This window comes from Cryobacterium sp. CG_9.6 (genome assembly GCF_029893365.1).
In the GTDB taxonomy this organism is placed as follows: Bacteria; Actinomycetota; Actinomycetes; order Actinomycetales; family Microbacteriaceae; genus Cryobacterium.
In genome coordinates this window covers 1,638,941-1,653,392 of sequence record NZ_JARXUZ010000001.1, presented here as the reverse complement: position 1 = coordinate 1,653,392, position 14,452 = coordinate 1,638,941, and the positions used below count along the sequence as shown (strand labels likewise).

At 62.0% G+C, this 14,452-nt stretch carries 11 protein-coding genes; 7 read left to right on the top strand and 4 right to left on the bottom strand.

Annotated elements, in window-relative coordinates:
• The first annotated feature begins 34 nt into the window (after positions 1–34).
• The gene (locus H4V99_RS07460; protein WP_280676928.1) at positions 35–1,213 is read left to right on the top strand and encodes an acyl-CoA dehydrogenase family protein; all 1,179 of its coding nucleotides are present in this window, start codon (positions 35–37) and stop codon (positions 1,211–1,213) included.
• 138 nt (positions 1,214–1,351) lie between these two features.
• On the opposite strand, the gene H4V99_RS07455 is transcribed toward H4V99_RS07460, so the two are convergent.
• Complete coding sequence (locus tag H4V99_RS07455; RefSeq protein WP_280676926.1) at positions 1,352–3,580, bottom strand: MMPL family transporter; 2,229 nt, start codon at positions 3,578–3,580, stop codon at positions 1,352–1,354.
• Positions 3,581–3,735: 155 nt separating this feature from the next.
• Here H4V99_RS07455 and H4V99_RS07450 point away from each other — a divergent pair, with 155 nt between their 5' ends.
• The gene (locus H4V99_RS07450) at positions 3,736–4,206 is read left to right on the top strand and encodes a hypothetical protein (RefSeq protein WP_280676925.1); all 471 of its coding nucleotides are present in this window, start codon (positions 3,736–3,738) and stop codon (positions 4,204–4,206) included.
• A gap of 190 nt (positions 4,207–4,396) precedes the next feature.
• Positions 4,397–5,461, top strand: coding sequence for an NAD(P)-dependent alcohol dehydrogenase (locus tag H4V99_RS07445; RefSeq protein WP_280676923.1), 1,065 nt, complete (start codon positions 4,397–4,399; stop codon positions 5,459–5,461).
• A gap of 332 nt (positions 5,462–5,793) precedes the next feature.
• On the opposite strand, the gene H4V99_RS07440 is transcribed toward H4V99_RS07445, so the two are convergent.
• Positions 5,794–7,653 (bottom strand): PA domain-containing protein, encoded by a 1,860-nt coding sequence (locus tag H4V99_RS07440; RefSeq protein ID WP_280676921.1) that lies wholly within the window; start codon positions 7,651–7,653, stop codon positions 5,794–5,796.
• A 136-nt stretch (positions 7,654–7,789) separates the two neighbouring features.
• Between H4V99_RS07440 and H4V99_RS07435 the strand changes: the two genes are divergently transcribed.
• Both H4V99_RS07435 and H4V99_RS07430 read left to right on the top strand, forming a co-directional pair.
• Complete coding sequence (locus H4V99_RS07435) at positions 7,790–8,644, top strand: helix-turn-helix transcriptional regulator (protein ID WP_280676919.1); 855 nt, start codon at positions 7,790–7,792, stop codon at positions 8,642–8,644.
• 336 nt (positions 8,645–8,980) lie between these two features.
• On the top strand, positions 8,981–9,547 hold the full coding sequence (locus tag H4V99_RS07430) for a DUF308 domain-containing protein (protein WP_280676917.1): 567 nt from the start codon (positions 8,981–8,983) through the stop codon (positions 9,545–9,547).
• 35 nt (positions 9,548–9,582) lie between these two features.
• On the opposite strand, the gene H4V99_RS07425 is transcribed toward H4V99_RS07430, so the two are convergent.
• Positions 9,583–10,596, bottom strand: a complete 1,014-nt coding sequence (locus tag H4V99_RS07425) for an adenosine deaminase (protein WP_280676915.1) — start codon at positions 10,594–10,596, stop codon at positions 9,583–9,585.
• Positions 10,597–10,798: 202 nt separating this feature from the next.
• On the opposite strand from H4V99_RS07425, the gene H4V99_RS07420 reads away from it, so the two are divergent.
• Complete coding sequence (locus tag H4V99_RS07420) at positions 10,799–11,119, top strand: putative quinol monooxygenase (protein WP_280676913.1); 321 nt, start codon at positions 10,799–10,801, stop codon at positions 11,117–11,119.
• A gap of 94 nt (positions 11,120–11,213) precedes the next feature.
• Positions 11,214–11,852 (top strand): MBL fold metallo-hydrolase, encoded by a 639-nt coding sequence (locus H4V99_RS07415; protein ID WP_280676911.1) that lies wholly within the window; start codon positions 11,214–11,216, stop codon positions 11,850–11,852.
• Between the two features lie 137 nt (positions 11,853–11,989).
• Here the strand turns inward: H4V99_RS07415 and katG are convergent, their stop codons facing one another.
• Positions 11,990–14,173, bottom strand: a complete 2,184-nt coding sequence (gene katG / locus H4V99_RS07410; protein ID WP_280680021.1) for a catalase/peroxidase HPI — start codon at positions 14,171–14,173, stop codon at positions 11,990–11,992.
• Positions 14,174–14,452 lie beyond the last annotated feature (279 nt).

Below are 14,452 nucleotides of genomic sequence, written 5' to 3'. Positions count from 1 at the left end.
GGCCTCCTAGCTTCCTGCTGACGAAAGAGAACTGATGTCTGACGACAATCTGATAACTGACAGCTCCGACCTGATTGACTTCGAGTTTCTGCTGACCCCTGACGAGATCGCACTGCGAAACGTGGTTCGCTCGTTCGTCGACACGGAGATCCGGCCCAATATTGCCGGATGGTTTGAGAAGGCTCACTTTCCGCTCGAGCTCATTCCCGAGTTGGCCGCACTAGGGCTGCTCGGCATGCACCTCACGGGGTACGGCTGCTCCGGCAAGAGTTCCGTGCAATACGGACTCGCCGCACTTGAGCTTGAGGCCGGCGATTCTGGCCTACGCACCTTCGTGAGCGTGCAAGGGTCGCTGGCAATGGCCGCAATCTACAAGCACGGCTCCGAAGATCAGAAAAATGAGTGGTTGCCCGGCATGGCTGCAGGCACGACCATCGGATGCTTTGGGCTCACCGAACCGGATTCGGGCTCAGATCCGGCCAGCATGACAACGTTCGCTCGCCGTGACGGCGACGATTGGCTCATTTCCGGACGCAAAAGATGGATCGGTCTGGGCACAATCGCCCAGATCGCGATCGTATGGGCAATGACTGATGAGGGCATTCGCGGGTTTATCGTTCCCACGAACACTCGCGGCTTTGAGGCGCAGCTCATCGAACAGAAACTGTCCATGCGAGCCTCCATTCAAACGGAACTCATCCTCACGGACGTGCGACTGCCGTCAACGGCGCTGTTGCCGAAAGCCACGGGTCTGCGCGGCCCCTTCGAATGCTTGAATGAGGCTCGGTACGGGATCGCCTGGGGCGTCATGGGTGCTGCTCGCGACAGTTTTGAAGCGGCTCTCGCCTACTCGAAGACCCGCACGCCGTTTGATCGGCCTCTCGCTGGGTTCCAACTCACTCAGCAGAAACTCGTGGATATGGCGGTCGAGATCAACAAGGGCACCCTCTTGGCGCTTCATCTCGGTCGCCTGAAAGATGCCGGCCGGCTGAAGCCGCATCAGATCTCTCTCGGCAAACTCAGCAATACCCGCGAGGCGATCAAGATCGCTCGCGAAGCCCGCACGATTCTCGGCGGCAATGGCGTCACACTCGATCACTCTCCCCTGCGCCATGCCAACAATCTCGAAAGTGTGCGCACCTATGAGGGTACCGACGAGGTCCACACGCTTGTCCTCGGCCACCACCTCACGGGCATCTCTGCCTTTCGCTGACCGTAAACGAGGAGCAGAAGACTGGGGAGTCTCCCCCAGCGTGTCGACCGGTATTCTCTCCCGGTATCACGGCGACAGAAAGGTCGGTGAGGCCCGCATCAAGACCTAACCGGGAATTCTCGATAGCCCGGGTAACTGCTACTCGCGCATGCCGAAGCGGGCATGAATCGGCTTGAGCCACGTCGGTGCCCACCACAGCGGTCCTTCCAGTGCGGTCATCAAGGCCGGGACCACGATGGTGCGCACCAGCGTCGCGTCCAAGAGAACGGCCACGGCGAGCGCAATGCCAATCTGTTTCATTTGCAGCAGATTTCCGGTGGCGAAACCGGCGAACACAATCACAATGATGAGGGCCGCAGACGAAATGATGCGGCCCGAACTTTGCAGGCCGGTCTCGATGGAACGACGAGTGCTCTCGCCCTGCTCATGGTGGTCCTTGATGCGGGCCAGCAGAAACATCTCGTAGTCCATGGCCAGCCCAAACCCAAAGGTCAGCACCAGGGTGAGTACCAGGGGGTCGACTCCGGCAATGGTCGATGCATCGAAATTCAGCAGCCCGGCGAGGTTGCCGTCTTGAAAACCCCAGACCAGAATTCCCACGGCTGCCCCCAGCGAGATCACACTCACCAGAAGAGCGGTGAGCGGGATCAGCACGGAACCGGTCATCAAGAACAGCAGAATAACGGTGGCACCGCCGATGATCAGGGCGGCCCAGGGTGCTCCGCGGCGGAGTGAGTCGGTGTAGTCCACTGCAGCGGCATCCGTTCCGCCGACCCAATTGTCGAACGCCGGCCGGTCGGCACGGATCTCCCGCACGACGGAGGGCCCCTGATTGAGCTCGACATCGACGCGTGACACCCAATACCCGTTCACCTCCACCGGCGGTGTTGTGGCCGTGACGTTCGGCAAGGCCGCAACGTCTTCCGCCCAGGCACTGGCGGACACCTCGTCGGTGTCCCCCACCAGTTGCACCCGGGGCGCCGTTGCCAGCGGAAAATGGTCGTTCAGCACCGTGACGAACTCATATTGGGATGCGGCCTTCGGGATTGCACTGGCGTCGCTACTCGACACCGTCATGTTGAGCACGGGGCTGCCGAGCAGAAGCAGCAGGGCGATACCACCAAGAGCCACGAGCACGGGGGCCCGTTGCACCCGACGGGTGAGGCGAGAGAACACCCCCTCGGGTGGTGCAACATCGCCGAAGCGGGTCAGGAGCGTTCCCAATGCCGGAATACGGGTGAGAATACCCGGTTTCAGTAGCCGCTCCCCGAAATACCCGAGCAGCGCTGGTATGAGCACGAGGGCCGTCAGAATCGCGATCAGCACCACCGAGACCGCGCCGATGGAGATCGCCCGAATGATGGTCGACTCAAACACCAGGAGGCCCACCGTCGCAATGGCGAAGGTCAGCCCGGAATAGAGCACGGTGCGGCCGGCCGTGTCAAGAGTCACCCCCACGGCCTCCAGCATCAGCTCATGTCGTTCCGCTGCCGGGTGATCCACACCCACTCGGGCCACCAGCGTCCGAAACTCTTCCCGGAACCGGCTGACGATCAACAGTCCGTAGTCAATGGAAAGACCGAGTCCGATGACGGTGATCACGTTCAGAACCGTGGTGTCGATCTCCATGACATAGCTGAACCCCCAGAGCGCACCGAGGGCGCCCAGAATGGAGGCGATCGCGCCAATCAACGGGATGCCGGCGGCCAGGAAGCCGCCGAAGATCACGAGCATCACGGCGAGCGCTATCGGCAGCGCGATCAGCTCCCCCTTTTGCAGGTCGGCCTCCGCAACGGCCACGAGGGATTCCACCAGCAGCGGGGTGCCACCAACCTCTGCCACCGCCCCCGAATCCAGGTTCTGAATTTCTTCTGCCGCCACGCCCAGCCGTTCCTGCACAGCATCGAGCACCACGGCACTCAGATCCCCGTCGGTTGTTGCCATCTCCACGTTCAATAGCAGTCCGGTGCCATCATCGGCCAGAAGCGGCGCCACGGCAGGGTTCGGTTGTCCGCTCGCCAGTGGCGGCACCGACAACGGATTCACGACGGCGGTGACGCCGTCGATCGCGGTGAGGTCGACCGTGGCCGCAGAGAGGACGCGTGCCAACTCGGGGGCGGAGAGATCGACATCATGAACAAGCAGCGACAGGGACTCCGTGTCACCAGCGGTCTTGCTCTGCAACAGATCAGCCGCTTCGCTGGCTTCCCCGGCAACGGAGGGTCCAGCGCTGGACAGACGTTGAAACAGGCTCTCCCCGGTGACTCCCACCAGGGCGGTCGCCACGCTGGCGCCGATCACCACAACCCAGAGGAGAAGAGCGCTCAGGCGGTGACGGGCAACAAAGACCCCGAGGGTACGAAGCATGACATTCAGTCTTTCGATCAGGGAGTTACCGCTAAAAGTACTCCTCCAGCTCAGAACCTCGCTAGGTGTACTGGGCCGATGGGCGGCAGGCCAGTAAAGAATGAGAGGCTTGAGGCACCGCTTCCCTGTTCAGATATCGTCGCCGAAGGTCGCCCATGAACCTCTTCACCCCGCAGAAGAAACGCACCACCATTTTGCGCACGCTATCGCGCCTGGTGCTCGGCGCTGCCCTGCTCATGGCTGGTGTGAGCCACCTCACCGTCAATCGCGAAGCGTTTCTGGCTCAGGTTCCCACCTGGCTTCCGTTCGACGGCGACTTCGTCGTCGTGGCCTCCGGCATCGTCGAGATCATTCTGGGCATCTCCCTCCTCGTCCTCGGCCGGTATCGGGTGCAGGTGGGCTGGATCGTGGCCGCGTTCTTCATCGCCATCTTCCCCGGCAACATTTCCCAGCTCGTCACCCACACGGACTCCTTTGGCTTGAACAGCGATCTGTCACGGTCCATCCGACTGCTGTTCCAGCCGGTCCTCGTGATCTGGACTCTATGGTCCTCGGGGGCATGGTTAGCCCTCCGCGCGCACCGCGCCGCATCTCGCACCTCGAACCTGAACGGCACACGCGCCTAGCCGACACGCTGTTCCGACCGCCGCCCAGCACGCTCGTGCGCCAGTATTCCCGACAGCGGATGCCCCGGGTGGGTCAATCAGGGCCACCCTCACGCATGAGAGTGCCAGCTGGGCCGCGTAGCGTCGTAGGGGTAGGTGTCGTGCCTGGCACGGATCTCCCCCGCCTCATAACTACGTATTGGACGTTCCCATGACTCTCACCGTTCCCGCCCTCGCCGCGCCTGCGGCCAACCAGCCCCTCGTGCGCACCACCATCGAGGTTCGTACCCCCGGCGCCAACGACGTTGCGATCGACATCAAGTTCGCCGGAATCTGCCACTCCGATATCCACCAGGCCCGTGACGAGTGGGGCGTGGGACTGTTCCCCATGGTTCCCGGTCACGAGATCGCCGGCATCGTCTCGGCCGTCGGCAGCGACGTCACCCGTTACCGCGTGGGCGACCGCGTGGGCGTCGGCTGCTTCGTAGACTCCTGCCGCGAGTGTGCCAACTGCCTCGCGGGCGAAGAGCAGTACTGCCTGAAGGGCGAGGTTGGTACGTACAACTCGCGCTACTACGACGGCACCCCCACCAACGGTGGCTACAGCACTGCTGTCGTCGTGGACGAAAACTTCGTGTTGGGCATCCCCGAGGGCATCGAGCTCTCCGAAGCTGCCCCCCTGCTCTGCGCCGGCATCACGCTGTATTCGCCGCTGAAGAACTGGAATGCCGGCCCCGGCAAGAAGGTAGCCATCCTAGGAATGGGTGGACTCGGCCACATGGGCGTCAAGATCGCCAGTGCGCTGGGTGCCGAGGTCACCGTGCTCAGCCAGACGCTCAGCAAGAAGGATGACGGCCTGCGTTTTGGCGCCGAGCACTACTACGCCACGAGCGACCCGGCCACGTTCACCGAGTTGGAGAACCACTTCGACCTCATCGTGAACACGGTTGCCGCGAACCTGCCCGTCGAGAAGTACCTTGGCCTTCTTGCCCTGAACGGCACCCTCGTTCACGTTGGTATTCCCAGTGAGCCCGATGAGGTCAAGATGTTCTGGCTCGCCGCACAGCGACGCTCCATTGCGGCATCGAAGATCGGTGGCATCCGCCAGACGCAGGAGATGCTCGATTTCTGCGCAGCTCACGGTATCGGCGCGGACGTGGAGATCATCTCAATCGACCAGGTGAATGAGGCATACGAGCGCGTTATCCGCAGCGACGTGCGCTACCGCTTCGTCATCGACGTTGCAACCTTCGCCAACGAAACCCGTTCGGCGTAATGCACTGAGCACCTTCTCGTAAGCGGATGCCCCGGGCCACCCTCACAGGTGGCCCGGGGCATCCGTTTTATGAACCGCCGGCACTCAAGGACGAGGGCAACCCGGCCAGACGCAGGACAGCGGCCAGACCCGTCGGTGTCCCCGGCCAGTGCGTCTCGACGGCCGCGCGGCCCACGCGCCTGGTGGCAAAGCGGAGCGGGATCGCGACCACCAAGGCGTCGTCCGCGTATCCCAGCACCGGATGGCGCGACTCCAAATAGTGATGCCCTCGGCCCGATACCCGCCTGGCGAACCGTGCGAGGGACCAGGAATACACCTGGTCCCCCGCCCGATCAGTTGCCGGTGTACTGGAAGATGTACAGCCCGCTGTCGCGATCCGAGGCGAGAACGTACTTCTGAGAGTTGGGGTGCGTGAACACTTCCACTCCCCAGAAGTTGTTACCACCTTGGTCAATGTAGCTACCAACCTCTTCAAGACCGGCCGGACCATAGCTGAGCACCCGGAATCCGCCCGCATAGTGCGAGACATACGCGAGGTCGGTGTCGGGGTCCGTCGCTACCTCGTGGACCGACAGGTCACCGAAGCCGGAGGCGAAACTCGGATCCTGACCTTCCGGGAGGTAGTACTGATCCACCTCTTCCATCGTGTTGGCATCGTAGAGATGCACGTAACCCCATCCGTCGAAGACAGCCTTCACATCCACTGTCTGCCCGTCCGTTCCGACGGGCGGAGCCGCAGTTCCGGCTCCGGAGACATCACAGGTGTACCCGGCAGGAAGACCACCGAGGATCCGGAAGCCGTCCGAACGCGACACAAAGACAGCCGGAATTCCGGCCGTCACCAGCATCGACACCAGGGCCTCGCAACCACCATCACCCGTGCGGTTGTAGACGATCGCGCCGAGGTATCCCCTCGCCTCAACGTTGCTGACCTTCGTCGCAAAGTCGCAGACTCCACGTTCGATGACGGCCACCGTATGAGTAGCGTCAGCCGGCGGAATAGTGGCGACATCACAACCGAGGCCCACACCGCGGGTATCACCGGCAAGAGTCGTATCCGTGTCAATTTGCGGGACATCTGAACCCTGCACCGCCGTGAACGCGGTGCCATCTTCCATCGTTGCGGTTACCCGGTACGGGTCGAAGTCCTCATCGGTGGCGAGGAAGAATTCATTGTCGCGCGTGAACTCGGCCTGGTGTCCGTTTCCCTCCGGGGAGATCTGCTGTTCACCATTCGTCACTTCCAGCCGAACTGGATCGATAGCGGCGAAATCGGTGTCACTGATGAACACCGGGCTCGCCGGATTGTCGACGTTAAGTTTCGCGTAGCCGCCGTCCCAGTACGACACAAGCATCGTCTGGACACCGGCGATCTCCTTCACCACCATGTCGTGCAGGAAGACCGCATCCCCGTGAACGGCACCGTTCGGCTGCTTGGTTTGTTCTGCCAAGCTGGTTTCTGAAATAAGCTTCGGGCGGCTTGGGTTCGTGATGTCGATGATGTCGATATCTGCCGTTTCCTCGTCATCGACGAGAACCGCATAGGCCTTGGATCCGTCCTGCCAGGCAAAGGCAGAATGGGTCTCATTTGAATGAGTTTGGCTCTTTCCCTTCACAGAAAAGTCCCCGAAGCCCTCAACCAGTTTTTTCGGCTTCAGCGGGTTCGTCACGTCCACGAGAGTGACGCCTCCGACACCAACTGTCGATCCCGGGCAGATCTCATTCTGGTAGATCAGAAGATCTCCCGTAAACGAGGGCGTGCTCAGGCTGATGACCTGGGATCCTTCGCCGCTGAATGTTCCCTTGTGGCTGGTAATCTTCGAGATCTTCTTCGGCGCCGCGGGGTTGGAGATGTCCACCACATAGACACCGCCGCCATCGCACTCCGGTTCGTAGAAGGCGGTGAGGTAGGCATAATTACCCATGGCCGAGACATCCGCAATCCGCCCCGGTTCCTCCGCCCCGGGGAACAGATCGATGTTGCCGATCTTCGTGACGTTATTACTGATGGCCGGAAGATGGCCCGCACTGACGCCGTGTTGAGCGTCATCGTGCGAGTGCGTCTCCTTACCGGAGTTGATCGCGCCGTCGTCGTCGAGACGCGACCCCCCATTGGCTGATGGGGACGCAGCAGCGATCATGAGCGCACTGACCACCACCAGAGCTGTGCGTGCGAATAAAGGTTTAATCAACGTTGATCTCCTTGTTAGATACGGTCCGGCTCGCGTCGGTGGAGCCAGTAAACCAGAACGCGGACTGCACGTCTACCACCTGAATCTGAACGGCAGAGCGCGCGCGTCTCAGAGGGGTATTTGAGAGACTGAAGAGGTGACTGAAACTAATCGTGAGCTAGCGGACTTTCTGCGTCGGGCTCGAGGCCTGGGTAATCCGGAAACGTCAGGACTGCCCATGGATTCCCGCGCACGACGGGTGTCGGGGCTACGCCGCGAAGAGGTTGCTCTGCTTGCGGGGGTGTCAACAGACTATTACGCCCGTTTGGAGCAGGGACGGCGCATCACGCCGTCCGCGTCCGTAATGGATGCCTTGGCGCGCGCACTCGATCTTGACCCTGCCGGACGAGACCACTTGCAGCACCTCGTTGGCCCCGTTTCATCGACTCGGCGCCGACCGGCGACAGTTCAACGGGTGCGTCCCGGACTCCACCAACTGCTCGATTCTTTGACCGGTCAGCCCGCGTTCATCACGGGCCGACGCACAGACGTCCTGGCGAGCAATCGCCTTGCAAAAGCGCTGCTGACCGACTTCGAACGCTTTCCTGCACGAGAACGCAACCTTCTCCGCTGGATGGTTCTCAACGATGAGGCCAAGAGTCTCTTCGCTAATTGGGCTGTTCAAACTCGCGAGGTCGTGGGCACTCTCCGACTGGATGCGGGTCGCAACCCCGACGATCGCGCACTGGCCGAGCTTGTTGGCGAGTTGGCCGTGAAGAGTGACGACTTCAGGCAATGGTGGGCGGAACACCATGTCTTCCAGCGCACCTACGGTTCGAAGCTGCTCCGGCATCCGCTGGTTGGAGAGCTCACCATCGATTACGAAGCGCTGATGTTGCCGGGCGACCCGGATCAAACGCTCTTTGTCTATTCCACGGAACCCGGATCCGCCTCGGAGGAAGCCATGAGCCTCCTCGCCAGCTGGACGTTGGAGGCGGCGACGCGGTCATAGCTAGCCACCAGAGATGACCACCCGCATGAGGAGAGGTTTTCCCTAGATGTTCATCCACGTGGGCCGCAACCTTGAGATCGGGTCCCTGTCTGGTTGTTGTGTTCAGGGCGTGGTTTTCGGTTCAATCTTGTGGTGCTGCTCCAGACGGAGAACCCCCAACACGGCCAGTGCTGCAGCACGTTTCATGACGCAAGACTACGCCTCGGACCACCGTGGTCGAACCAGTCCGTGACCAATAATCGTGTCGCATATTGTGCCCCACGATCATCTTCGTCAGGACAGCGAATCTCCTTGATTAGGCTGGTCAAGCTTGTTTTCTGGTGCCATAATGTGCGCATGTCAAACGTATCCAGCGTCTACGTCGGGGTGCGGCGGGTTCACCGCGGTGCACTCATCACACTTTCCATGATCGGACTCGTCCTCGGGGCCATCGGATTAGTGTGGCCACAGGCAACCCTGTTCACGGTCGCCATCCTCTTCGGTATCTACCTGATCGCATCCGGTATCTTTCGCATCGCTGCCGCCTTCATGCAGGATGAGCTCACTGCGGGAATGCGGTGGTTGTCAGGCGTGCTCGGGGCCGTCGTCGTCGCTGCCGGAGTCTTCTGCATTCTCGATCCGGTGGCGTCCCTCACCGTACTCGCCTTCGTTATCGGTATCGGGTGGATTGCCGAGGGGGTCATCGACATCGTCTCGGGGGTTCGCCGGGTCGTCACGCCTCGCTGGTTCGCGTTTGTGAGCGGAATCATATCGATCGTGGCGGGCTTCGTCATGTTCGTGCTGCCCACTTTCGCCCTGGCGGCGTTCCTCATGGTTGCCTCGCTTCTGCTGATCGTCGTGAGCATCTCGACTCTGCTCACGCTTCCGCGTCGCCGCGCATCCGCCGATACGTACCTCCTCTAACGGTCAGCGCACCAGCACGGAGCGCCGCAGCAGGCTCAGACCTGAGCGGTGAGCCAGTCCTCGATCTGCGCGAGGAGAGGCGCCTGAGCATCCGCTTTAAGGAAGGAAGCCCGCACCGCGTTCCGGGCGAGCGTTGCGAGTTCCCCGGCACCGAAACCGAGAGTGCGGGTGAGGGCGATGAAATTGTCGTCCAGGTAGCCGCCGAAGTACGCCGGGTCATCAGAATTCACCGTGACTGCCAAACCGCGGGCCAGCATCGCAGGGAGCGGATGGTCGGCGAGAGTATCGATCACGCGCAGCCGCACGTTGGAGAACGGGCACACCGTGAGCGGAATCTGGTGAGTTACCAGATGCTCCACCAGCGCATCGTCTTCGAGGCTGCGAATGCCGTGGTCGATGCGCGACACCTGCAACAGCTCAAGCGCCTGCCACACGTACTCCGGCGGGCCCTCCTCACCCGCGTGAGCCACACACCTCAGGCCGCGCTCCCGGGCCAGCGAGAAAACCTCAACAAAATCGATGGGCGGATGCCCCACTTCGGCTGAGTCCAGCCCGATTCCCGCGATGGGTGCCCGCATGTCGATAAGGTCCTGCATCATGGTGAGTGCTTCGGCAACCGGACGGTCGCGCAGGAAGGTCACGATCAGGGCTGACGAGATACCGAATTCGGCTTCGCTCTCGGCGAGTGCGGCCGCCACCCCGTTCATGCAGGTGGATAGGCTCACCCCGCGCACGGTGTGCGCCTGCGGGTCCATGAAGATCTCGGCGTGCCGCACCCCGGCCGCCTGCGCACGCCGCAGATAGGCGCGGGTGAGGTCCGCGAAGTCTTCTTCGGTCTGCAGCACCGCCATGTTGGCGTAGTACAGGTTCAGAAACGATTGCAGGTCGGTGAATTCGTATTGCTGGCGCAGTTCGTCGATATCGGCCCAGGGTAAGCGGATGCCGTTGCGCTCGGCGAGCTGCAGGATCAGCTCTGGCTCCAGCGTGCCTTCAATGTGTAGGTGCAGTTCCACCTTGGGCAGGTCATGAATCTGGGCGGGAGTCAGCATCTGAGGGGCCTTCCGGTGGCGGGCATCCGTTCTCGCAACGGTTCTTCGACCCTACGCGACCTCGCTGCACGGTACGTGTTGCCGAGACGTCGGCACCAACGGCGTGCTGGAAGGTGCCGTCGCCTAAACTAGACAGGCTGTCCGGTTGGTGTTGAGCACACTCCATCAGGCACCGGGCAGCAACCTAGGAAAGGGACCCCGCATGATTTTTATCGTCGTCAAGTTCACCGTAAAGCCCGACTGGAGCGATCGCTGGATCGACCTCACGCGCAGCTTCACCGAAGCCACTCGCCAGGAAAGCGGCAACCTCTGGTTTGACTGGTCGCAGAGCGTGGATAACCCGGATGAGTTTGTCCTCGTCGAGGCGTTTAAGGATGACGCCGCGGAATCTCACGTGAAAAGCACTCACTTCGCTGCAGCAATGGCCACCATGCCGCAGGCTCTGGTGAAGACTCCCGAAATCATCAGCGAGCGCATCGACGCTGACGGGTGGGGCCTCATGGGAGAAATGACCGTTTCGTAGCAGGTTCACGGAGGTGATCGCGTCAGTGTGCGGGGACTCCCCCACGCTGCATCGATCATGACTGAGCCCCGCCGCCGATAACAGGAGAAGGATTATGTACGGTCTCACCAACCTCACGGTGCGCAGCATCGCCGTATCCGAGATGAGCAATAACGTCTACGTGCTCACTTCGAAAACCACCGGCGCGCAGGTTCTTATCGACGCCGCAGACAACGCCCCCGCCATCTTCGCCCTCCTCGCCGAGGCTCAGAACGACACGAGCGCCGACGCCAAGCTGGGCCTCATTGTCACCACGCACTCGCACTGGGACCATGTGCGGGCACTGGCTGAGGTCAGGGAGGCCACACAGGCACCAACCGCCGCCGGTCACGACGACATCGCGGACATTGCCGTACCCACCGACGTTCCCCTGCACCACGGGGACGTGCGCTCACTTGATGACATTGACCTGAACGTCATCCACCTGCGCGGACACACTCCCGGATCAATTGCTCTGCTCTACCGCGATCCTGAGGGCCCCGCGCATCTGTTCACGGGTGATTCGCTCTTTCCCGGCGGGTTGGGAAACACAAACGATGACGCGGCGCGATTCTCATCGCTCTACACCGATGTGGTCACTCGCATTTTCGACCAACTCCCCGATGACACGCTCGTGCACCCCGGCCATGGCGACGGCACCACGCTGGGAGCCCAGCGCGGCAGCCTCGCGGAGTGGAAAAAGCGCGGCTGGTGATGGCGGCCAGCCCTTAGCGCACAAAGAAACGCTCCTGAAAATCTCAGGAGCGTTTCTTTGTGTACGTGTCTCTAAACGGATACCGTTCCAGACGACCCCAGACGCCGCTGTTTTTCAGAGCGTCTGGGGGTAGGGAATTACTTCAGGTCGAAGCGGTCCAGTTCCATGACCTTGACCCACGCTGCAGCGAAGTCCTGCACGAACTTCGTCTTCGCGTCGTCGCTGGCATACACCTCGGCAACGGCTCGCAGCTCGGAGTTCGAGCCGAGAAGCAGGTCGACACGCGTACCGGTGACGGTGGCCGCGCCGGTGGCGTAGTCGCTGCCCTGGTAAGCGTGCTTGCCCGGGTCAAGGGCGGTCCACTTCGTGCCGGTGTCGAGCAATGTCACGAAGAAGTCGTTGCTGAGCACGCCGGGCTTGTCAGTGAAAACGCCGTAGTTCGACTGGTCGTAGTTCGTGCCGAGCACGCGCAGCCCGCCGATGAGTACGGTCAGCTCCGGCGCACTCACGGTGAGCAGGTTGGCCTTGTCGAGGAGGTGATGTTCGGCAGGGATCGATGCGAGGGGTCCGTAGTAGTTGCGGAACCCATCTGCAGCCGGTTCCAGCCATGCGAACGACTCCACGTCGGTTTCTTCCTCCAGCGCGTCAACGCGGCCCGGGGTGAACGGAACGTCGATTGCAACGCCGCCGTCCTGAGCTGCCTTCTCGACCGCGGCAGAGCCGGCCAAGACGATCAGGTCAGCCATCGAAATCTGGTTGACCGAAGACTCGTTGAACGTGGATCGAATCTGCTCGAGTCCGGTCAGAACCTCGGCCAGCTGCGTGGGGTTGTTGACCTCCCAGCTGCGCTGCGGCTCGAAACGGATGCGTGCACCGTTGGCGCCACCGCGCTTGTCGCTGCCGCGGAAGCTGGACGCAGAGGCCCAGGCGGTGGAGACCAGCTGAGACACGGTCAGGTCCGAGGACAGGATCGTTGCCTTCAGCGTGGTGATCTGCTCGGCTGTCACAGGCGTGCCGGTCGCTGCGGGCAGCGGGTCCTGCCAGATCAGGGTTTCAGTGGCTACGTCGGGGCCGAGGTACCGAGCCTTCGGACCCATGTCACGGTGGGTCAGCTTGAACCAGGCGCGAGCGAACGCATCCGCGAACGCATCCTGGTCATCGCGGAAGCGAAGTGAAATCGCTTCGTAGATCGGGTCGACGCGCAGGGCAACGTCGGTGGTGAGCATGCGCGGCTCGCGCTGCTTCGACGGATCATGGGCCAGGGGCACCATGCCGGCGCCGCCGCCATCCTTCGGGCGCCACTGGTTGGCTCCCGCGTCGGACTTCATGAGCTCCCAGTCGTACGCGAACAGAATGTGGAAGTACTCGTTGTCCCAGCGTGTGGGGTGGTAGGTCCACGTCACCTCGAGGCCCGAGGTGATCGTGTCGTCGCCCTTGCCGGTGCCGAAGCTGCTGATCCAGCCCATGCCCATTTCCGTGAGGTCGGCATCTTCGGGGCTCGGACCAACGTGACTATCGGATGCGGCTCCGTGGGTCTTGCCGAAGGTGTGGCCACCCGCGATCAGCGCCACGGTCTCTTCGTCGTTCATGGCCATCCGCGCGAATGTCTCGCGAATGTCTCGTGCCGACGCCATCGGGTCGGGGTTGCCGTTGGGGCCTTCCGGGTTCACATAAATGAGGCCCATCTGCACGGCGGCCAGCGGCTTCTCCAGCTCGCGGTCGCCCGTGTAGCGCTGGTCACCGAGCCACGTGGTCTCGGGGCCCCAGTAGATGTCGTCGTCGGGCTCCCACGCGTCAACGCGGCCTCCACCGAAGCCGAAGGTCTTGAACCCCATGGTTTCGAGGGCCACGTTGCCGGCGAGCACAATGAGGTCACCCCAGGAGAGGTTGCGGCCGTACTTCTGCTTGATGGGCCACATCAGTCGGCGGGCCTTGTCAAGGTTCACGTTGTCGGGCCAGCTGTTCAGCGGAGCGAAGCGCTGCTGGGCGGTTCCGGCACCCCCACGACCGTCATAGACACGGTAGGTACCCGCGGAGTGCCACGCCATGCGCACGATGAGCGGGCCGTAGTGGTTGAAGTCGGCCGGCCACCAGTCCTGAGACGTGGTGAGCACTGTGGCGATGTCACTCTTCACCGCAGCCAGGTCGAGGGACTCGAAGGCCTCGGCGTAGTTGAAGTCGCCGCCGAAAGGATTGGACACGGCGGGGTTCTTGGCCAGCGTCTTCAGGTTGAGACGATCCGGCCACCACCCGCTGTTCGAGGAATTGCGTGTGGGCTGCGGCATGCTCTGCCCGTGGGGAACGGGGCAGCCGTCGCCCATAGGCTGGTCAGTGTTGTCGTCGGTCGCGACGACGCCGTGTGCATCGGTCATGTGGTTCCTTCCAGGGTTTCTGATCGCCGTGATCAGGAACGTTGTGAGGTCGAGCAACGGGGGCTGAATCCCGGTGCATTGCATCCGCCGCGTTGGGCACTCAGACCTGATCGTCAGGCGGTTGCAATAAGGCGTCTCACCGACCCGCAGGAGACGTATGTTATGAGACTAACAGGCAAAATTTAGGGCAAGCTGATGGTTCTCCCCGACACAAATCTGACAGTTCGT